Source organism: Campylobacter sp. IFREMER_LSEM_CL2127, from assembly GCF_025771745.1.
Lineage (GTDB): Bacteria > Campylobacterota > Campylobacteria > Campylobacterales > Campylobacteraceae > Campylobacter_D.
The window spans coordinates 1-19,696 of sequence record NZ_JAKMQV010000014.1; the positions used below are offsets into that span (position 1 = coordinate 1).

Annotated in this window: 21 protein-coding genes; 7 read left to right on the forward strand and 14 right to left on the reverse strand. The window is 29.5% G+C overall.

Features of this window, described 5'->3' with window-relative positions; all coding sequences use genetic code 11:
- Positions 1-75 precede the first annotated feature (75 nt).
- The 9 genes from L8V77_RS07085 to L8V77_RS07125 form a co-directional block, all read right to left on the reverse strand.
- Complete coding sequence (locus tag L8V77_RS07085; RefSeq protein ID WP_263707321.1) at positions 76-1,299, reverse strand: MFS transporter; 1,224 nt, start codon at positions 1,297-1,299, stop codon at positions 76-78.
- 2 nt (positions 1,300-1,301) lie between these two features.
- Complete coding sequence (locus L8V77_RS07090; RefSeq protein WP_412175148.1) at positions 1,302-2,099, reverse strand: cysteine ABC transporter substrate-binding protein; 798 nt, start codon at positions 2,097-2,099, stop codon at positions 1,302-1,304.
- A gap of 106 nt (positions 2,100-2,205) precedes the next feature.
- Positions 2,206-2,943 carry an amino acid ABC transporter ATP-binding protein gene (locus tag L8V77_RS07095; RefSeq protein WP_263707323.1) on the reverse strand — a complete coding sequence of 246 codons (738 nt, stop codon included), beginning with the start codon at positions 2,941-2,943 and terminating at the stop codon, positions 2,206-2,208.
- A 1-nt stretch (position 2,944) separates the two neighbouring features.
- Positions 2,945-3,604, reverse strand: coding sequence for an amino acid ABC transporter permease (locus L8V77_RS07100; protein WP_039618154.1), 660 nt, complete (start codon positions 3,602-3,604; stop codon positions 2,945-2,947).
- Positions 3,597-4,244: an amino acid ABC transporter permease gene (locus tag L8V77_RS07105; RefSeq protein WP_039641338.1), complete on the reverse strand. Its 648-nt coding sequence runs from the start codon at positions 4,242-4,244 to the stop codon at positions 3,597-3,599. The genes L8V77_RS07100 and L8V77_RS07105 overlap by 8 nt, the downstream gene beginning before the upstream one ends.
- A gap of 43 nt (positions 4,245-4,287) precedes the next feature.
- The gene (locus tag L8V77_RS07110) at positions 4,288-4,890 is read right to left on the reverse strand and encodes a Crp/Fnr family transcriptional regulator (RefSeq protein WP_214127250.1); all 603 of its coding nucleotides are present in this window, start codon (positions 4,888-4,890) and stop codon (positions 4,288-4,290) included.
- Positions 4,883-6,706 carry an ATP-dependent DNA helicase RecG gene (recG, locus tag L8V77_RS07115; RefSeq protein ID WP_263707326.1) on the reverse strand — a complete coding sequence of 608 codons (1,824 nt, stop codon included), beginning with the start codon at positions 6,704-6,706 and terminating at the stop codon, positions 4,883-4,885. The genes L8V77_RS07110 and recG overlap by 8 nt, the downstream gene beginning before the upstream one ends.
- The gene (locus tag L8V77_RS07120; RefSeq protein ID WP_263707328.1) at positions 6,696-7,916 is read right to left on the reverse strand and encodes a M16 family metallopeptidase; all 1,221 of its coding nucleotides are present in this window, start codon (positions 7,914-7,916) and stop codon (positions 6,696-6,698) included. Before L8V77_RS07120 ends, recG begins: the two co-directional genes overlap by 11 nt.
- Positions 7,916-8,962, reverse strand: a complete 1,047-nt coding sequence (locus L8V77_RS07125) for a dehypoxanthine futalosine cyclase (RefSeq protein ID WP_039618147.1) — start codon at positions 8,960-8,962, stop codon at positions 7,916-7,918. The genes L8V77_RS07120 and L8V77_RS07125 overlap by 1 nt, the downstream gene beginning before the upstream one ends.
- A gap of 105 nt (positions 8,963-9,067) precedes the next feature.
- Here L8V77_RS07125 and L8V77_RS07130 point away from each other — a divergent pair, with 105 nt between their 5' ends.
- On the forward strand, positions 9,068-10,261 hold the full coding sequence (locus L8V77_RS07130; protein WP_263683290.1) for an MFS transporter: 1,194 nt from the start codon (positions 9,068-9,070) through the stop codon (positions 10,259-10,261).
- On the opposite strand, the gene L8V77_RS07135 is transcribed toward L8V77_RS07130, so the two are convergent.
- Complete coding sequence (locus L8V77_RS07135) at positions 10,258-11,040, reverse strand: CheR family methyltransferase (RefSeq protein WP_263707329.1); 783 nt, start codon at positions 11,038-11,040, stop codon at positions 10,258-10,260. The two genes, L8V77_RS07130 and L8V77_RS07135, sit on opposite strands and share 4 nt — an antisense overlap.
- A 9-nt stretch (positions 11,041-11,049) precedes the next feature.
- Positions 11,050-11,601 carry a CheB methylesterase domain-containing protein gene (locus tag L8V77_RS07140; RefSeq protein ID WP_263664282.1) on the reverse strand — a complete coding sequence of 184 codons (552 nt, stop codon included), beginning with the start codon at positions 11,599-11,601 and terminating at the stop codon, positions 11,050-11,052.
- A gap of 138 nt (positions 11,602-11,739) precedes the next feature.
- Here L8V77_RS07140 and rpiB point away from each other — a divergent pair, with 138 nt between their 5' ends.
- From rpiB to ychF, 6 genes are read left to right on the forward strand one after another with little or no spacing between them, the layout of a single operon-like run.
- Positions 11,740-12,177, forward strand: a complete 438-nt coding sequence (rpiB, locus tag L8V77_RS07145; protein WP_263707330.1) for a ribose 5-phosphate isomerase B — start codon at positions 11,740-11,742, stop codon at positions 12,175-12,177.
- Positions 12,174-12,506, forward strand: a complete 333-nt coding sequence (locus tag L8V77_RS07150; protein WP_039618138.1) for a hypothetical protein — start codon at positions 12,174-12,176, stop codon at positions 12,504-12,506. Before rpiB ends, L8V77_RS07150 begins: the two co-directional genes overlap by 4 nt.
- On the forward strand, positions 12,506-13,042 hold the full coding sequence (apt, locus tag L8V77_RS07155; RefSeq protein ID WP_263683294.1) for an adenine phosphoribosyltransferase: 537 nt from the start codon (positions 12,506-12,508) through the stop codon (positions 13,040-13,042). The genes L8V77_RS07150 and apt overlap by 1 nt, the downstream gene beginning before the upstream one ends.
- 1 nt (position 13,043) lies before the next feature.
- Positions 13,044-13,637: a DedA family protein gene (locus L8V77_RS07160; RefSeq protein WP_039668313.1), complete on the forward strand. Its 594-nt coding sequence runs from the start codon at positions 13,044-13,046 to the stop codon at positions 13,635-13,637.
- Positions 13,634-15,079, forward strand: a complete 1,446-nt coding sequence (locus L8V77_RS07165; RefSeq protein WP_263707333.1) for a leucyl aminopeptidase — start codon at positions 13,634-13,636, stop codon at positions 15,077-15,079. Before L8V77_RS07160 ends, L8V77_RS07165 begins: the two co-directional genes overlap by 4 nt.
- A 2-nt stretch (positions 15,080-15,081) precedes the next feature.
- The gene (ychF, locus tag L8V77_RS07170; protein WP_263679342.1) at positions 15,082-16,182 is read left to right on the forward strand and encodes a redox-regulated ATPase YchF; all 1,101 of its coding nucleotides are present in this window, start codon (positions 15,082-15,084) and stop codon (positions 16,180-16,182) included.
- Positions 16,183-16,408: 226 nt separating this feature from the next.
- Here ychF and L8V77_RS07175 read toward each other — a convergent pair whose 3' ends face one another.
- From L8V77_RS07175 to L8V77_RS07185, 3 genes are all read right to left on the reverse strand, one after another.
- Positions 16,409-16,993: a hemerythrin family protein gene (locus L8V77_RS07175; protein ID WP_263707335.1), complete on the reverse strand. Its 585-nt coding sequence runs from the start codon at positions 16,991-16,993 to the stop codon at positions 16,409-16,411.
- 8 nt (positions 16,994-17,001) lie between these two features.
- Positions 17,002-17,589, reverse strand: coding sequence for a bacteriohemerythrin (locus L8V77_RS07180; protein ID WP_263707336.1), 588 nt, complete (start codon positions 17,587-17,589; stop codon positions 17,002-17,004).
- Positions 17,590-17,780: 191 nt separating this feature from the next.
- Positions 17,781-19,544 carry a hypothetical protein gene (locus L8V77_RS07185; protein ID WP_263707337.1) on the reverse strand — a complete coding sequence of 588 codons (1,764 nt, stop codon included), beginning with the start codon at positions 19,542-19,544 and terminating at the stop codon, positions 17,781-17,783.
- Positions 19,545-19,696: the final 152 nt, after the last annotated feature.

Here is a 19,696-nt window from a genome sequence, read left to right on the forward strand (position 1 = left end):
TTAAAACTCCTTATTAAGTAAACTCTAAAGACATTAAGCTTAAAGCTTTAGTTTATTGCTTTAATGCTTTTAAGCTTAATGTGTGTTAAGCAAGCTCTGGGGAGTTAAGAATACACTTAAAGTACTAGCAATTACTATGAAAATAATATATAACCACAAATATTCAGCATACATAAAATTAACAACAAAGGGTGTTAAAAAACCAAAAATCGCATAAGAAACATTATAAGCAAAAGAAAGACCACTTGATCTTAACTCTGTAGTAAAAATTTGAGTCATAAAAATAGGTGCAAAAGCTATAATGCCTTGCGCAAAACAAGCAAGCAAATAAAATGATAAAAACCACTCATTATAAAAGCTAAAACTTATACCAAAAACTCCAAAAAGCAAAGTGAAAATCAAGCAAATTCTAAAATGTCCTAAAAAATCAGCCAAATACCCTTGTACTAAACTTCCTAGTATGATCATCACTATGGCCAAATTTTGATATAACAAAGCAGTAGTTTTACTAACTCCTAATAGGCTTTCAAAATATTGCGGTAGTATCATTAAAGTAGCTACCCCACTTGTTAAAACCACAGTAAGTAAAGCACATATTAACATACTTTTTTTATGTGTTTTTAAAGCTTGTAAAAGTGGAAAATTTAAAATTTTTTCTTTTTCTTTTATGTTTTTAAAAGCTGGCGTTTCATTAAGCTTTGTACGCAAAAATAAAGCTAATATGCCAAAAAATCCCCCTATAAAAAAAGGAATTCTCCAAGCAAAGCTTTCTACTTCTTCTTTATTAAAATACGCATATATACTTAAAGTCGCTAAATTTCCAAGTAATAAACCTAAAGTTAAAGTCGCTGAAATAAAACCAAGTGCCAAGCCAAGTCTTTTTTTACTCACAAATTCACTCACAAAAATCCAAGCACCACTAACTTCAGCTCCTATGGCTAATCCTTGAGCTATCCGTATAATAAAAAGCATAAAAGTAGCAAAAAGTCCTATGCTTTCATAAGTAGGTAAAAAGGCCAAAACAAAACTTGGCACGACCATTAAAAGCATACTGACATAAAAAACATTTTTACGCCCTTTAATATCTGCAAAATGTGCTAAAACAACAGCACCAAAAGGTCTAGCTAAATATCCTGCTCCAAAAGCTACATAGGTATAGATTAATGGCCATAAATCATCATTTTGAGGAAAGAAAATTTTTGCAAAAACACTTGCAAAGAAGATAAATAAAACAAAATCATAAAATTCTAAAATACCACCTAAAGAAGCATAGATGGTATTTTTAAAGGCTTTTTGCATTATTAATTTTTGCCACCTTCGATTACTACATCATCAGCTTTTACATCATCACTAAAAAATGGCTTTAAGGTTTCATCATAAGCTTTATGAAAAAACTGCTCATTTTGTAATTTTATAGTCAAATCATTGATAAATTTCACCATAGCTTCATCGCCTTTTTTTACAGCAGGAGCTATGACATCATGATTTCCAAGTTCTTTAATTACCACTTCAAAATTTGGATTTTCTTTAGCCCAAGCAAAAAGTAAAGCATTATCATGGCTTAGCGCATCGCCTCTTTTACCGATTAAGGCTGCAAAAGTTTCTGTGTTTTGATCAAATTTAACACTTTTAATTTCTGGCATATTTTTTGTAAAATACGCATCAGCTGTTGTACCTTTATTTAAAATCAAAGTTTTGCTTTTTAAATCATCTATAGTTTTGATATCTGATCCTTTAGGAGCCACTACCCCAAGAGCAACTTTCATATAAGGCAATGCAAAATCCACCACAGCTTCTCTTTCTGGAGTTTTGGTAAAATTAGCTAAGATTAAATCTACTTTATTTGACTCTAAAAACTCCACCCTATTTGCTGCTTCAACTAAAACAAATTGTACTTTAGACTCATCACCCAAAAGTTCTTTTGCTATACGTTTAGCAAAATATACATCATAACCTTGATTTTTTCCTTGTGCATCTAGGTAGCCAAATGGAGGTTTATCACCAAACACACCTATGCGGATAACACCTTGTTGTTTGATTTTCTCTATAGAGTTTTCATTAGAACTTGAATTTGAGCAGGCGCTAAAAAAAAGTGCCATTAAAAACGATAAAAGAAAAATCTTTTTCATATTTTTTCCTTGTGATTAAAATTTAAATTTTTAAACCTTATATTAATTTTTTAAACAAATCTTTTCTAAAATAAAATTAACGATGAAAATCAAATAAATTGAGAAATTTCTTCGCACGATCAGTTTTTGGATTTTTAAAAAATTCATCAGGCTTTGAAATTTCTACTATTTTCCCATCATCCATAAAAACTATTTTATCAGCAACTGCTCTTGCAAAACCCATTTCATGTGTAACTATAAGCATAGTCATACCATCTTTTGCTAAATTTAAAATCACATCTAAAACTTCACGCACGATTTCAGGATCAAGCGCTGCTGTAACTTCATCAAAAAGCATGATTTCAGGATTCATACAAAGGCTTCTAACTATGGCTATGCGTTGTTTTTGTCCACCACTTAATTCTTTAGGATAGGCTTTTAATTTATGCAAAAGCCCTACTCTATCAAGCCAGTATTTTGCTTCTTCTAAAACCTCTTCTTTTTTTCTTTTTTGCACCTTTAAAGGCCCTAAGAGTATATTTTGCTCCACATTTAAATGATCAAAAAGCTCATAAGATTGAAACACCATACCTATTTTTTGGCGAATTTGAGTCCATTTTTTATAATTTTTATCAATTTTTTCATCATCTACAAAAATAGCCCCATCAGCCATTTCTTCTAAACCATTAATACATCTTAAAAGTGTAGATTTCCCACAACCACTTGGACCTAGTATAACCACTACTTCTTTTTGATTTACTTCTAAATTTATATCTTTTAAAACATGATGATCATCATAGTATTTTTGTAAATTTTGTATTTTTAAAATGCTCATATTAGCTCCATTTTTTCTCTAAAAACTTTGAATATACCGACAAAGGATAGCAAAGTATAAAATAAATCAATAAAATCAAACCATAAATCACAAAAGCCGCGTAAGAATTTTGAAATAAATTTAGCTCAATCACTTGTTGGCCTACTTTAATAAGCTCTATGCCACCGATTAGATAAATCACTGAAGTGCTTTTAATAATTCTTGTAAAAAGATTAATACTCATTGGCAATAATCTTCTTAAAGATAAAGGTATAATGATAAAAAGATAAACTTCAAATTTATTAAAACCTAGTGAAAGTCCTGATTCATACTGGTGTTTTGGTATGCTTGCTAAAGACGATCTAACCAAATCCATCATCTCAAACACACCCCAAATACTAAAAACAATAATACTTGAACCCAAAGCACTCAAATGCCATCCAAACCATTTCGCCAAGCCAAAATGCACTATAAAAAGCCAAACAATCAAAGGCATAATACGTACAAATTCAAGCATAAAACGACAAAAAGCATAAAGGATTTTATTTTTAGAATGCATTAAAATTCCAAAAAATACTCCTCCAATAAGTGAAATCAAAACACTAATCAATGAAAGCTCTAAAGTAACCTTTAAACCTTGTGCTAGTCTAAAAAAGGTATCTTGATTTAAAATTTCAAACATAATTTAACCTTTTTTCTATACGGTTTAACACTAAAGATAAAGGTAAAATCAAAATCAAATAACAAAGCACCAAAGCAAATAATGCTTCATTACTTTTATAATAAAGTCCTATAAGATCTTTAGCCACATATACTAAATCCGCTAAAGCAATAATGCTTACTACAGAAGTTTCTTTGAGTAAAAAAATGATATTTGCGCTAATACTTGGCATAGCTATACCCAAAGCTTGAGGTATGATTACATAACGAAAATTTTGCCATTTACTCAAACCCAAAGAAAGTCCTGATTCATATTGTTGTTTTTTCACCGCTTCCATACCTGCTCTTAAGCTCTCAGCCATATAAGAACCACCTAAAAAACTAAGTCCTATCACAGCACAAGCAAAAGAACTAAGGTGTATTCCAAACTCAGGCAAAGCATAATATAAAAAGAAAAGTTGGATTAATAAAGGTGTATTTCTTGAAAATTCTATGTAAATTTTACAGATTGTATTTAAAAAAGAAAATTTAAAATAACTTACTCCCACACAAAATAAACCTACTAAAAATGAAAAAAATACTCCATAAATAGCAAGTTTTAAAGTAAGCCAAGAAGCTTGTATAAACATAGGGCTAAACTTGATTAAAAAATCAAAATCCATAAAACCTTCCATACTTTAAATACAATATTGTAACAAATAAGACTTAAAAAGACTTAATTAAATTTTGCATTTTTTCTTTATTTAAAATTGCTATTTTACCTTTATTTGTGCAAATAAGCTCATTTTGTTTTAATTCTTTTAAAAAACGCGACAAAGATTCTGGAGGTAAATTTAAAATCACAGCGATTTCTTTTTGCTTTAAATTTTGTAATTTTTCTTCATTTTCTAGTAAAAAGCTGACTAGTCTTGATTTTAAATCCAAAGATTTTTGTCTGATGAAATTTTCTAAAATTCGAATTTTACCGATTAAAGAAGTCAAAAGTAAAAAGCTAAATTCTCCATTTTCTAAGCATAATTTTTTAAATTCATCAAAATCAAAAACACAAATTTCACAATCTTGCTCACAAATTGCATTAGCTGGGTAATTAATACCCTCAAACACAGGCATCTCAGCTATAAAATTCACCGGAGTTAAAGTGTGAAGTGTTAGCTCAAAACCTTTTGTATTCACCTTATATATACGTACTTTTCCACTTAGTAAAATGTAAATTTTATTTGCTTTTTCACCTTGAAAAAATAAAATATTCCCTTTGTTAAAATGTTTTTTCTTGCCTTTAGAAATTAAAATTTCAAAGTGTTTATCCATTTTCTTTTTCCATATTTTTAATACTTTCTTTTGCTTTTAAAACTAGCTCTTCATCATCTGCAAAATCAAAAAATTTAAAATGATTGCCATGTTGCACTCTACCATCTAGCAAATCCCCGCTTAGTCTGTTTTTTAAATCAAGCTCAGCTATTTTAAATCCATCTAAAGTTTTAGCAAATTCAAGCAAACGGCTTGGAATTTCTTTTTGCTTAGTATATAAATAACAAAAGCTCTCAAGTCCTACTCTGCCTACTCTACCTCGAAGCTGGTGTAAGGTAGCAAGCCCAAGTCTTTCAGCCCCAACAATAACAATCACACTTAGTCTTGGTAAAGAAATCCCCACTTCAACCACCGTTGTAGAAAGCAAAATCGTGCCTTTTTCTCTAAATTCTTGCAAAATTTGATCTTTATTTTTATCTTTTCCATGAGTTACATAAACATTTTTGTATTTGTTTATCCAGTATCCTTGTGCTTGCTCTAGCGATAAATAATCTATATTTTCACTTTCATTTACCAAAGGATAAATGATGATTACTTGATGATTTTTAGCTAGCTCATCGTCGATTTTTTTAAGCAAATATTTAAAATCTTTATCTTGTATGCAAAAAGTTTTAATGTCTTTTTTAAAAGGCATTTGTTTAATAAAACTAAAATTTACAAGCTCACTTTGTATCATAGAAAGTGTTCTTGGTATAGGTGTAGCAGAAAATTGCACGATATGTGGAGCATATTGAGAGTTTTTACTAAGCTCACTTATTTTTTGTCTTTGATTAGAACCAAAACGGTGTTGCTCATCTATCATCACCAAAACTGCTTCAAATTCTTCTTGATGAATGAGCGCATGTGTGCCTATGATAAAATGGGCTTGTTCTTTTAATTTTGCTAAATCTTTATCTTTTTTACCACCTTTTAAAAGCAATACATTAACAAAATCAGGCAAAAGTCTTTTTGCTTCATGATAAATTTGCTCTGCTAATATACTAGTTGGAGCCATTAAAATAGCCTTTTTAGGATATACAAGCAAACTTGCAGCAAGTATAACCAAAGTCTTACCACAACCCACATCGCCCATTACCACACGCCTTTTAGCAACTTTATTTTGCAAATCTTTTTTAATATCTTCTATTGCTAAAAGCTGATCATTTGTAGGGCTAAATTCTAAACCTTTAAGCCAAGAGCTTATATCAAAAAGTTCTATTTCATAAGCATTTTGTGATATTTTTTTGCCCTTTAAACGCCTTAAATGATTAAAAATTTCTATATATTTTAAATCTTTAACTATGGCATTAAAATTTTCATAAAGAATTAAATCATCATAATTGTGTAAATTCAAAAGTAAATTAATGTATTTTTGTTCTAAATTTAGCGCTTTTAAATTAGCTTCGTTGACGTATTTTAAGATAAGTTTTTTTATACTTTCATCTTTAATAGAGCTAATTTGGTATTTAGGGACTATTTGACCTATATTTGTTACTATTTTTGGGTTTATAAACTGCCAAATTCCATTAAAAAAATTCATCTTTGCATGGATATAAACCAAAGCATTATGCTTAAAAATTTTGAAATGCCATTTATTAGGATGAAAAATTACTATATTTGCTTTTATACCCCATTCTAAACATTCACAAAGCATAAAAAGCTGGGAGTGATGATTTTGCGTGCTGATAATTTTTACATTTTGAGTGCAAAATGTATCTTTTGGAAACTTTGAAATTCTAAAATCATCAAATTTTTTAGGCAAAATCAAAGCCAAATCGATACAATTTTTAACCCCTAAAGCATGAAGTAGTTTTAAATCCTTTTCTTCAACTTTCATTTTCTATACTTGCAAAACTCACTTTAGTAATTTCACTATGAGCTTTAATAAAGTCATTTAGTTCATCTAAGGTAGTGTTTTTGATCTTTTGCATTTCTTCTTTTAAATTTCCAAGTTTTAAACCATGTAAATATTCATTTAGCATTATATCTAGTCTTTTAGCCAAGCTTTCATACCTTAAAGGCATAGAGCCTACTAAAAATTGCTTAGCTAGTTGAAATTCTTTTTCATTGACTCCATTTTGAACAAAGTTTTCAAAAACTTCTTTAACTAAAGTTTTAGCCTCATTAGAACTTTCATTTTTAGTTTGCAAATACCCAAAAACTCTACTATAATTTAAATTTACATCAAGCATAGCATATGCTGAATACGCCAAGCCTCTTTTTACACGCACTTCCTCCATCAAACGCGAACCAAAACCACCTTGACCCAAGATAAATAAAGCAAGTTTAGCTAAATACATTTTCTCATCATTAATTTGCATATTAAATGGGGAGCAAAAGTATATATAAGCTTGCTCAGTACTTTTTTGCTCACTTACTTCTATATTCTCATCAATGAGTTTGTAACTTTTGTTTTGATTTGGGGTATTTCTTTTTAAAATTTGGCAAATTTTTTCTGCTTTAATCTTTGCTTCATCTTCTTTAATATCTCCACCAAAAACAAATAAAGCATTATCAAGTACTAAATTTTCACTCATAAAATCTTGTAATTCTTTCAAACTAATCTTTTCTATGCTTTCTTTAGTCCCATCAAGACCACTAGCAAAAATTTCATCTTTGAAAACATTCTTATTTAAAAGTCTTTTTGCTTGATAATCATAATCAGTATTTAAACTTGCAAGCTCACCCAAAGCTAAAGTTTTTAATCTTTGTAAGATTTTTTCATCAAAACGCACATTTAAAAACAATTCTTGTAATTTTTCTAAAGCAAAATCAAAATGTTCTTTCAAGCATTTAATACTAATTTGAAAATGCTCAAAACTAGCCTTAGCATAAAGCTCTATAGCACGGTATTCTAAGCTTTTAAAAAACTCATCATTACTTCCTTCATTTAAAAGCCTAGCAAACATACTTGCACAACCCCTATTGTGTTTTTCTGCTATTTTTCCACTATTTTTAAAAATGAGCTTAAAAAATACCACAGGAAGCTCGTTTTCATACTCATATATTATGTCTATTTTAGTATTATTAAAGTCTAAATTTAGCATTAAAACCTTTCTAAAATATTATAAGCTGTGTCACGTTTAGCAGGTAATTCTCCTATATCTTTGATAAGTTCTATCATTTGCTCTTGATTCATTCTATATTTTGCACCAGCTGCGGCTACGACATTTTCCTCCATCATGGTTGAACCTAAATCATTTGCACCAAATTTTAAAGCAAGTTGGCCTATCAAAGAGCCTTGCGTTACCCATGAACTTTGTAAATTTTTAAAATTATCCAAATATAATCTTGCCAAAGCTAGTAATCTTAAATATCTATTAGAACTTTGTTTGATGATTTCAGGATGTTTTTTAATCAAAGGAGTATTTTCGCTTTGAAATGACCATAAAATAAAAGCTCTAAAACCATTTGTTTTATCTTGTAAATTTCTTAAATGATCAAAATGTTCGATAATTTCCTCATCATTTTCAACCGTACCAAACATCATAGTAGCAGTACTTTTCATACCTATATTATGCGCACTCTCATGCACCCTAAGCCAAGTAGCTGTGTCGCATTTATGTGGTGCGATGATATCTCTTACCCTATCGCTTAATACTTCAGCACCCGCTCCAGGTATAGAAAAAAGTCCTTTAGCTTGTAATCTTTTTAAAACCTCTTCGATAGAAATTTTAGAAACTCTTGCTATATAAGCTATCTCTACTGCTGAAAAACCATGCACAGTGATGGTTGGATAATTAGTTTTTATATAAGAAAGCAAGTCTTCATACCATTCTATTTTAAGTTTTGGATGCACCCCACCTTGAAATAAAATTTGCGTTCCACCTATGGCTTGTAATTCTTCTATTTTTTGCCCTATTTCTTCGTATTTTAAAATATAAGAATCATCATCTTTTTCTTTTCTACAAAAAGCACAAAAATCACAATCAATACAGCAAATATTTGTATAATTTATATTTCTATCCACCACAAAAGTAGTTATTTTTTCAGGGTGAAGCTCTAATTTTTTCTCATAAGCCATTGCACCTAATTCGTATAAAGGTGCATTTTGGAGTAAATTTAATGCTTCTTTTTTACTTAATCTATTCATTATTAACCTTTTTTATAAAAAAGAATTATTATAGCATTTAAATGTAAAATAATCTTAAAAACGATATAATCAAGCCCTTTAATTTCATATATTCATAGGATACTCATGACTTATAGGTCTTTACTTAAAAATAATAAAACTTTTCGCCTTTTAGCAATGGTACAATTTATAAGTTATTTTGGTGCATGGTTTTCCCAAGTAGGTGTTTTTACCCTCTTAACCAAAGAGCTACAAGCACCTGCAAATATCATAGGCTTTTCAGCTATTTTTGTTTTTTTACCTTCTATTATACTTGCACCTATAAACGGAGTTATAGTAGATAGATTTAAACCTAAAAATTTATTACTGACAATGATTAGCATTGAGATGATTTCTATTTTTATGCTAATTTTTGTAAATTCTTTAGCTATGCTTTGGTTTTTGTACTTTTTAACCTTTGTGCGTATGGCGGTTGCAAGCATGTATTTTCAAACAGAAATGTCAGTTTTACCTAAAATTTTAACCCCGCAAGAATTAAAACTAGGCAATGAGCTTCATAGTATTATATGGGCTGTATCATATGCTTTGGGTATGGGCGCAGCAGGACTTTTTATAGATCTTTTTGGAGTAAAACCAGCTTTCATAGCTGATACTTTAATGCTGTTTTGTGCCATGCTTATACTTAAAACTTTAATCTTACCCGATGAAAAAAATACCACACAAAACAATCTTTTTATATTAATCAAAGAAGGTTTAGTTTATGTATTTAACAATAAAAAAATCATTCATTTGATTTTACTTCATGGAGTTGTAGGGATAACCGCTTATGATGTTTTAATCACTCTTTTAGCCGAATATGAATACGCAAAAGTTATTTCCATACCTCTAGCCATAGGGCTTTCTAATGCTATAAGAGCCATATCTTTACTCATAGGACCTTATGTGCTTAGTCCTTATATTAATAAAAACACTTTAGTATATTTATACTTAGCGCAAGGTATAGGTATAATGCTTTGGGCTTGCTTGCAATTTAACTTTTATCTTGCCTTTATAGGCTTAGTAATGGCAGGTTTTTGTACTTCATCTTTATGGAGCTATACTTACACACTTTTGCAAAATGATTGTGATAAAAGATATTATGGTAGAGTGATTGCCTATAATGATATGGTGTATTTAACTTTTAGTGCAATTATTGCTTTTTCAACAGGATATTTATTTGAATTTTATGGAGTAAAATTAAGCCATTTTACTTTTGGCTTAGGAGTATGTTTTATCTTTGCGGCGATTTATTGGTGGTGGTTTAATAAAAAATATAATTAATCCACCTTAGAATAATAAACCCCACCCGCTGAAAAGTTTTTTTCAAAATACGCTGTTTCAGGTACAAGATCTGATTTTCCTGGGTATATTCTACCTTCTCTATTTAATATCCTATGGAAACGCTCCATTAATCTTATTTTGAAATCTTGATCAAAATAAATCATCATATTTCTTGAAAAAATCACATCAAATTTCCCAAGTTTAAATAAAGAATCATCAAAAACATTACAAAGCTCAAAACGACACCTACAAGCTAAAGTTTCTTTTTTAAGCTGATACATTCTATCTTTTACATCAAAATAACGCGTTTTTTGCATAGTGTTTAATCTAGCTACTGAGCGCTCTGAATATAACATTTCATTGCATTTATCTATCATTTTTTTATTAATATCTATACCAACTATATTCATACCTTTAACAAAATTCTCACTTGCTAAAATAGCTAAAGAATACACTTCTTCACCACTTGAACATGGAGCACAAAGCACATTTACAGGTCGATCAAGAGATTTTATATAAAAAATTACATCTTTTAATTGTTCTAATTCTCTAAAAAAATATGTCTCACAAACTGTAATAAAATCCATAGTTTCTTGCTTTAAATTTCTTTGAAACTGCACTTTTTCATTTAATTCACTAAGATTACTTAAACCTAATTCTTGTAAAAATTTAGGTAGCTTTATAGATAAAATATCTTTTTTAGTATTAAGATTGTTTCCACTTATTTGCTCTACTATTTTTATAAAATCATTCATTTCATTTTCTGTAATTTTTATCATCTTTCCATCCTATGATTTGATAAAATTTATTATTTCTTTTTTGAGTTCTATTAAACTCATAGGTTTTAAATTTGGATTAGTATCTCTAGCTTTTTTTGGCATTCCATATACTATAGAATCTGCCTCATTTTCACATAAACACCTCACACCAACCTTATAAAGCTCAAATAAAGATTTAGCACCATCATCACCCATTCCTGTCATGATCAAGGCTAAAATTTTATGATATTTGCAAAGATTTACAGCCGAATGAAACAAAACATCTATCCCTGGATTAAAGCTACTTATTTGTTCTGTAGTGTTTAATACTAAAGTGTTATTTCCACTTAAAACCATATTTCTTTGACAAATATAAATTTTATTTTTTAAAACTTCTTTGTCGTTTGGTACAATCACATCACTTTTTGCTTCTTTGTTAAATTGATTTACAAAAGAAGGAATAAAAGCTGGGTTCATATGTTGAGCAATCACTACCGCACAATCTTTAAGTTCTATATCATTTAGTAAAAACTTTAGTTGACTTGGACCACCCGTTGAAGAACCAATCAAAACAAGCTTCATTTTTTACCTTAAGTTTAGTATTATTATATCAAATAAATATTTGAAAATATTAAAAAATAATTATATACAAGAAAGAAAAATTTTAATTAAATATGATAAAATTAATACTTTAAATTTCAAATGATAAGTGATTATTAAATGTTAAGAGAAAAAATTTACATAGCAAGTGATCATGCTGGCTTTATTTTAAAGCAAGAAATTATCAATTTTTTACAAGAAAAAAATATAAGCTTTGAAGACTTAGGTCCTTTTAGTAATGATCGTTGTGATTATCCTGATTATGCACATTTGTTAAGCTCTAAAATTGACGAAAATAGTTTTGGAATTTTAGTGTGTGGATCAGGTATTGGTATGAGTATAGCAGCAAATCGCCATACAAACATACGCTGTGCTTTGTGTAATGAACCTTTAAGCGCTAGACTCTCAAGAGAACATAACGATGCAAATGTTTTAGCCTTAGGAGCTAGACTAACCGGAGTAGATATGGCTTTTGAAATCATCTCAAATTTCATTAATACTTCTTTTAGCGGTGGAAGACATTGTGCGCGAATTAGTAAAATAGAGGCAAAATTATGATTTTAAGTTGGCTTGTATTAACTGTATTAATTTGTGTTAGTATTTATATGACTATTATGTTGCTTTATTATAAAACCTTACTTCATAAAGAAAAAGTAGCAAAAGAATTCATAAAAAATAATCTTGATGATACTGAAATAGTCATTAGAAAATTACAAGTACAGCTTCAAAGAAGCTTGGGTAATATTGATATTTTAACTGAGGAATTAAACAAAAGCAAAGCAGACCTAACCTCTCTTAGAACAAGAAATTCACAATATCGTATCGAAAATGAAAAGTTAAGACAAAGAATCAAAGAATTAGAAGCAAAAATCGAGGCATTACTATGATGAAAGAACAAGATAAAAAATACTTATTAGATAGCATTAGAGCTATTAAGGATTTTCCAAAAGAAGGAATTATCTTTAGAGATATCACTACTTTATTAAATAATAAAGAAGCATTTGCATTTTTAATGGATCATTTAGTTGAAAAATACCAAAATGCAAAACTTGATTATATCGTTGGTATAGAAAGTAGAGGTTTTATTTTTGGAGCTGCGCTAAGCGCTAGATTAAAACTACCTTTTGTGCCTATTAGAAAACCAGGTAAATTACCTTCAAAATGCTTGCAAGAATCTTATAGCTTAGAATATGGTAGTGATACCATAGAAATTCATATCGATGCATTTAATAATCAAAAAGCAAACGTTTTACTTATAGATGATCTCATCGCCACAGGTGGCACAGCTATCGCTGCTGTTAAACTCATAGAAAAACTCAATGCAAAATGCGTTGAAGCTTGTTTTTTACTAGAATTAAAAGGTCTTGATGGAGCTAAAGAATTAGCTAAATTAACTTCTGTTTATAGTGTTTTAGAGGTATAAAATGGAAGAATTTTTAAAACAACTTTTGTATGATTATAAAAACTGGGCTTATATCATCGTGTTTTTATGGTGCATACTTGAGGGAGAACTTGCGCTTATTTTAGCAGGTATTTTTGCACATGAAGGTCATGTAAATTTAGGACTTATCATCTTTGTAGCAGGTTTGGGTGGTTTTGTAGGTGATCAAATATACTTTTATATAGGAAGATATAATAAAAAATACATTCAGAAAAAACTTCGTACCCAAAGGCGTAAATTTGCCATAGCACATTTACTCTTGCAGCGTTTTGGTTGGCCTATTATATTCATACAAAGATATATGTATGGCTTTAGAACTATTATACCTATGAGCATAGGACTAACACGCTATAGTGCGAAAAAATTTGCATTTATTAATCTTATTAGTGCTTGGGCTTGGGCTGCCATAACCATTTTACTTGCATGGTTTTTTGGAAAACAAATTTGGCTTGCAGTGGAATGGGCTGGAGATCACTGGTATTTTGCAGTGCCTATTATTGCTTGTTTTTTACTTGCTTTATTTTTAGGTATGAAACAAATAGAAAAATCAATACTTAGAAAAAGGGAGCATAAATGATTTTTAATTTTAAAGAAGAAACTATAAATTCTATAAATGCTGACTTTGAAATCATTTTAATACAAGATAAAAAGATAGAAAAATACACTCAAAGTCAAGAACTTTTTAAGCTTTCAAACTATAAAGGCGAAGGAATTTGCATAGATATGCAAAATAAAATTCTTTATAGCGAACTTAAAAGTTTAGAATATGAAGATATAAGACTTGCTTTTGCAAATGCTTATAAAGCTTTAAAAAAACTTGAAATTCAAAGTGTTAAAACAAAGAGTGTTGTAGGAAAATGCGTAGTAAATAGCTTTAATGCTATGATTCAAGGATTTACTTTTGGTGCTTATGAGTTTGATAAATATAAAAAAGAAAAAACACAGAGCAAGTTAGAGAATATTTTCATCTCAAAAGATGAAATTAATGACAAAGCATATAACCTAGAAGAAGCTTGCGTAGGTATAAACTATGGTCAGGTTTTTTCAAATGCTTGTGATTTTGCAAAAAATATCGTAAATGAAATTCCTCAAATTTATACTCCTGCAAAAATGGCTGAGGATGCTCTTAGCTTAAGTCAAAATGATTGCAAGATTTCATGTAAAATCTATGAGAGTGATTTCTTAGAGCAAGAAAAAATGCAAGCATTTTTAGCGGTAAATCGTGCTTCAATCCATCCTCCAAAACTTATTCATCTTTCATATAAACCGCAAAATCCAAAAATGAAAGTAGTGTTTGTAGGCAAAGGACTAACTTATGATAGTGGTGGGCTTAGTTTAAAACCTGCTGATTATATGCTAACGATGAAATCAGACAAAAGCGGCGGTGCAGCGGCAATGGCTATTATCAAAGGCGCAAGTGAGTTAAACCTTGATATAGAAGTGCATTCTATCATCGGTGCAACTGAAAACATGATAGGTGGAAATGCTTACAAGCCTGATGATGTACTCATCTCAAGAGAAGGTGTGAGTATAGAGGTTAGAAATACCGACGCAGAAGGAAGATTAGTTTTAGCAGATTGTCTTTCGCTTGCTCAAGATCTAAAACCTGATTTATTAATAGATCTTGCCACTCTAACTGGAGCTTGCGTAGTGGGACTTGGAGAATACACAAGTGCTATCATGGGAAATAATGAAGATTTACAAAATGATTTTTTCAAAGTAAGTAAAAAAAGTGGAGATTTAGCTACTATTTTACATTTTAACCCACACTTAAAAGAGCTTATAAAATCAAATATAGCAGATGTAAGTAATACCTCTTCAAGTCGTTATGGCGGGGCTATTACAGCGGGGTTATTTTTAAATTCTTTCATTAGAGAAGAATACAAAGACAAATGGCTACATTTAGACATCGCAGGGCCAGCTTACTTAGAAAAAGCTTGGGGTTATCATAGCTTTGGTGCAAGTGGAGCAGGTGTTAGAATGTGCCTTTCATATTTACTTTATCTTTCAAGGAAATAAAAATGAGTTTATCAGTTGGTATAGTAGGACTTCCAAATGTCGGAAAATCTACCACTTTTAATGCACTAACAAGAGCACAAAATGCAGAAAGCGCAAATTATCCATTTTGCACCATAGAGCCAAACAAAGCAGTCGTACCTGTACCTGATCATCGCTTAAAAGAGCTAGCAAAGATTGTCAATCCACAAAAAATCATACGCTCAAATATAGAATTTGTTGATATAGCAGGTTTAGTAGCTGGCGCTAGCAAAGGCGAGGGTTTGGGTAATAAATTTTTATCTAACATACGTGAAACAGAGATGATTTTACATATTGTGCGTTGTTTTGATGATGAAAATATCACCCATGTTGCGGGCAGTGTTGATCCTGTGCGTGATGTGCAAATCATAGAAACAGAACTTATACTAGCAGATATAGAACAACTTAGTAAAAAAATAGAAAAACTCACCAAAGGTGCAAAGGCCAACGAAAAAGGTGCAAAAGAAAGTTTGGCTTTAGCTAATGAGCTTTTAGAACATTTAAATCAAAACAATAGTGCAAGCTCATTTCCAAATAAAAATGAAGTCTATCATGCTCTTATAAAAGAACTAAGATTGCTTTCAGCTAAGGAAGTAATATATGGAGCAAATGTAGATGAGAATTCCCTTTTAGAAGATAATGAATTTGTAAAAAACCTCAAAGAATTTGCAGCAAAATCAGGGCATGAGGTTATCAAACTTTGCTCTAAAATAGAAGAGGAAATGATAGCTTTAAGCGATGAGGAGCATTTTGAGTTTTTAAAATCTTTAGGGATTGAACGTAGTGGGCTTGAAGTAGTTATACGCACAGCATTTTCAAAGCTTAATCTAATTAGCTATTTTACAGCAGGTCAAATAGAAGTTAGATCATGGACTATACAAAGAGGCTGGAAAGCACCAAAAGCAGCAAGTGTAATCCACAACGACTTTGAAAAAGGTTTTATCAAAGCTGAAGTGATTTCTTATGAAGATTATATCGCTTGTAAAGGTGAAAGTGGTGCGAAAGAAGCAGGAAAACTACGCCTTGAAGGAAAAGATTATATCGTACAAGATGGCGATGTAATGCATTTTAGATTTAATGTTTAATTCAAATTGCAAGCTGTTTTAGCTTGCAAATTTTATTAAACTATATTTTCATATAATTTTACCGCACAGACACAATTATCTTATATTTTGCTGTTTTATGTAATAATAATATATCTCCAAAAAGCATTTTAAATGATTCAAATAACTTAAAATTAAAAATAATCTTGATAATTTTATATTCTAGTTTAAAAATTTTATATTATTATCTTGGTATAAAATCATCAACCTACTTTTCTTCCAAAGAATTAAAATTTAATTCTTTGGAACATTTTTTACACTTATAAGCTATATTTAAATATTTAATTTTTACATGCAATCCATAATCAAGCTTGTGAATCATATCCTTGCAACCACAAACATATTCAAATTTATTATCTTTTTCTTGCTCTTTTGTTAGCTCTAATTCTTCTTTGTCTAAACTTTTTTTGTATTTATTAATCATCATATCATGTTCTGCAATATGCTCTACTAGCCAAATAGAAACTATTTTATAAAGTTTTTCTTTAAGATCATTTGTACTATTGCATTCACTAAGTAATGCGCTCATATCTTTAACGATTTTTTTATGCATTGCCTTGTGCTCTGATAGATATGGATAATTTATAGAGTACATATATTCTTCTTCATCTTTAAAATGTGTTTTCATATAATCAAAAAAATTACCCAACAACTCTTTAACTTCAATTTTATAAATATGCCTATTTAATAAACTAGCTGTTTTTTCTGCTAAATCAAAAAGAGCCTGATGCTGTAAATCAATATCCGTATTTTCAATGCTATATTTTTCATTCCATACTGGAAGCGCCTCCATAAACAATCCTAAGCAATACGAATTATTTTTTTACAAACTTTGCAGTTATATTTTGCGCCATCAAGAATTTGCAAATGAACTCGATGAGGAATTTTATGCCTCTCATTTACACAATCACAAACATAAATAATATGTTCTGGTACAATCTCTTCAAAAATACTTTCAGTTGAAACATCTACTTCAAATGAATTTTCTTTCATTTGAAGCTGTTTTTGTTTTTCGTATTTGTGGTATTTCATATCTTCTTTTAAGATATGCTCTAAAAGCCATTTTTCTGTGATAATATTAAGTTTTTCTTTAAAATCATTTACAGTTTTGATATTTTTTACCAAAGAAATCAACGAGGAGGTGATTTCTTGATGTATTTTTTTATGATACTCTAAGTCAGGATAAGCAATACTTTCCATATAAGCTTCTTCATCTTTAAAATGTGTTTTAACATACTCAAATAATTCAATCAAAACACTCTTTATTTCACCAACACTTGCATGGTTTTCTGCTATAAGATAAGCCTTTTTGGCTATATCAAATAAAGCTTTATGTTGCTCATCAATGATTTTATTATGTACGCTGTATTCTTTTGCCCATTTAATCACAAAAATCCTTTTCTATAATATCTATATAATTAAGCAATAAAATAAACACAAAAAAATGAGCAAAATTATACAATAAATTTTAAATATTTACAATAATATTAAAAATAATTTATAAAATATTTAAAATAATACAAAAATTATCTGATTTATAAAACATCTATCTTAAAAGATGCTTTATAAAAATTTTATTATCAAACACAAATTAATCTTTTGATTGTTTTTTGCAGCCTATCCTTTGTATTCTCTTCATTAGAAAAAGTAAGTAAATTTGCTTTAGGCCAAAAATAACTTTTAGGATTTTCAAATTTACCCCAACGCCAATCAAATCTAGGCGCTAAAAGTACTATTGTAGGTATATCTAAAGCTAAGGCTAAATGTGCTATAGCACTGTCTATACTTACCATACAATCAATATCTTTTAAATTATCTAAAGTATCGTTCCAATTTTTTAGTTTCACTCCCCTATTTTCAACTTCATTAGGTAGATTAACTCCTTGCATTCCATCTACTTGAAAAGATATTATTTCACAGTCTAAATCTTTTAAAGCATTAAACAAAAATGCAAAATCCACATTTCTTAATAAATCAGTATTCATAGCATTAGGTGTAAACCAAAAAATTCCTATTTTTTTAATTTTGTTATTTGGTTTTTCTAGAGCTATGATAGGTGTTTTTAACTTAGGAATTTCATCTAATTTAATATCACAAAGTAAAGGCAAAGAGCAAATTGGCATAGCATAATCAAATTCACTCGGAAAATCTTTTAAAATTTTCAAATTAGAAAAAATTTTATTTTGCTTATTAAACTCTTTGAGTTGGTTTTTAAATATTTCATACATAGCACTTTGCGGAGCAAATAAAACTTTAGAGGCAATTTGACAAAGTTTTTCCAAACATCTAGCATACATAAAAGTATCACCAAAACCTTGCTCACAAAAAACTAAAATTTCTTTATCTTTAAAAGCCTGCACACCTTCTTTGTTAAAAGCTTGTATAGTTTTATTATAATGATATGGCGAAAATGTTTCATTATGGGCATAAAAAAGTCTACTTTCATATACTCTTTTGCCTTCTTCAAAATTATCACTTTCACCCATACGCATTAATAAATACGCCAAATCAAACTGATAGGTTGCGTGCGGATGTAAACTCAAAGCTTTTTGATACGCATTATAAGCACCTTGGTAATTAGCGCTTAACTCTAATGCTTTTGCATAGTTTTGCCAAAACTGAGCATTATTTTGATTGTACTCACACAAACTTGCAAATAATTCTAGAGATTCTTCTAATCTTAAAAGTTTAAAAAGCAAATACGCCTTTTGCGGTAAAATTTGCGTATTTAAATACTCATAAATTTTAACTATAGTCAAGTTTTCTTGGGTTTTCTCTTGTAATCTATCTTGTAAATTAATACTATTTGTAAAATTTTTTTCTACTAACTCTCCACTTTGTAATTTTGCTATCATAATTTGTGTAAAATCACAAAGTTCATTATGTGCTTCAAGTGCCTTTTGGAAATTTGTTTTAAAATAAAGCTCAGCGTAATTTTTCCACAAATCAAGATTATACATATCTTTTTCTAAAGTAAGCTTATACAGTTTTTCTGCCTCTTCTATGCTTCCTGTATTTTGATAAGCAAAAGCAAGTTCTAAACTAAGCTCATCTTTTAAAAAACATTGCCTTTGTAAAAGTTCTTTAAGCAATCTAATGCCATCATTAAAGTTTCCATTAGACAAAAATGCTTTTGCAAGCATTAGCCCATAAAAACTTGTAGGATATAAATTAAAAATTTGTTTTGCATAATGTAAAGTTTTAGCATAATCTCCTATTTTAAAAGAAGCCATCATAGCATACTCTAAAGCATTTTTAGGATCTTGTTCTAAATACGCTTCACTATATTCTAGACATTTGTAATAATTATTGTTGTAATAATAATATATTATTTTATCTAACATAAACACCTCTAATATTTTTTATATTATTATAACATATCGCCAATTTCCCTCCCCAGAGCTTGCTTAACACACATTAAGCTTAAAAGCATTAAAGCAATAAACTAAAGCTTTAAGCTTAATGTCTTTAGAGTTTACTTAATAAGGAGTTTTAG

Excerpts from the sequence above, each read along its gene's own strand:
- L8V77_RS07105 (WP_039641338.1), bottom strand. The coding sequence starts at position 4,244 with ATGGATTTTGATTTTTTAATCAAGTTTAGCCCTATGTTTATACAAGCT.
- recG (WP_263707326.1), bottom strand. The coding sequence starts at position 6,706 with ATGAAAGTTGAAGAAAAGGATTTAAAACTACTTCATGCTTTAGGGGTT.
- L8V77_RS07110 (WP_214127250.1), bottom strand. The coding sequence starts at position 4,890 with ATGGATAAACACTTTGAAATTTTAATTTCTAAAGGCAAGAAAAAACAT.
- L8V77_RS07135 (WP_263707329.1), bottom strand. The coding sequence starts at position 11,040 with ATGATAAAAATTACAGAAAATGAAATGAATGATTTTATAAAAATAGTA.
- L8V77_RS07085 (WP_263707321.1), bottom strand. The coding sequence starts at position 1,299 with ATGCAAAAAGCCTTTAAAAATACCATCTATGCTTCTTTAGGTGGTATT.
- L8V77_RS07175 (WP_263707335.1), bottom strand. The coding sequence starts at position 16,993 with ATGGAGGCGCTTCCAGTATGGAATGAAAAATATAGCATTGAAAATACG.
- L8V77_RS07150 (WP_039618138.1), top strand. The coding sequence starts at position 12,174 with ATGATTTTAAGTTGGCTTGTATTAACTGTATTAATTTGTGTTAGTATT.
- L8V77_RS07130 (WP_263683290.1), top strand. The coding sequence starts at position 9,068 with ATGACTTATAGGTCTTTACTTAAAAATAATAAAACTTTTCGCCTTTTA.
- L8V77_RS07095 (WP_263707323.1), bottom strand. The coding sequence starts at position 2,943 with ATGAGCATTTTAAAAATACAAAATTTACAAAAATACTATGATGATCAT.
- L8V77_RS07160 (WP_039668313.1), top strand. The coding sequence starts at position 13,044 with ATGGAAGAATTTTTAAAACAACTTTTGTATGATTATAAAAACTGGGCT.
- ychF (WP_263679342.1), top strand. The coding sequence starts at position 15,082 with ATGAGTTTATCAGTTGGTATAGTAGGACTTCCAAATGTCGGAAAATCT.
- L8V77_RS07120 (WP_263707328.1), bottom strand. The coding sequence starts at position 7,916 with ATGCTAAATTTAGACTTTAATAATACTAAAATAGACATAATATATGAG.
- L8V77_RS07165 (WP_263707333.1), top strand. The coding sequence starts at position 13,634 with ATGATTTTTAATTTTAAAGAAGAAACTATAAATTCTATAAATGCTGAC.
- L8V77_RS07100 (WP_039618154.1), bottom strand. The coding sequence starts at position 3,604 with ATGTTTGAAATTTTAAATCAAGATACCTTTTTTAGACTAGCACAAGGT.
- apt (WP_263683294.1), top strand. The coding sequence starts at position 12,506 with ATGAAAGAACAAGATAAAAAATACTTATTAGATAGCATTAGAGCTATT.
- L8V77_RS07140 (WP_263664282.1), bottom strand. The coding sequence starts at position 11,601 with ATGAAGCTTGTTTTGATTGGTTCTTCAACGGGTGGTCCAAGTCAACTA.
- rpiB (WP_263707330.1), top strand. The coding sequence starts at position 11,740 with ATGTTAAGAGAAAAAATTTACATAGCAAGTGATCATGCTGGCTTTATT.
- L8V77_RS07125 (WP_039618147.1), bottom strand. The coding sequence starts at position 8,962 with ATGAATAGATTAAGTAAAAAAGAAGCATTAAATTTACTCCAAAATGCA.
- L8V77_RS07185 (WP_263707337.1), bottom strand. The coding sequence starts at position 19,544 with ATGTTAGATAAAATAATATATTATTATTACAACAATAATTATTACAAA.
- L8V77_RS07090 (WP_412175148.1), bottom strand. The coding sequence starts at position 2,099 with ATGGCACTTTTTTTTAGCGCCTGCTCAAATTCAAGTTCTAATGAAAAC.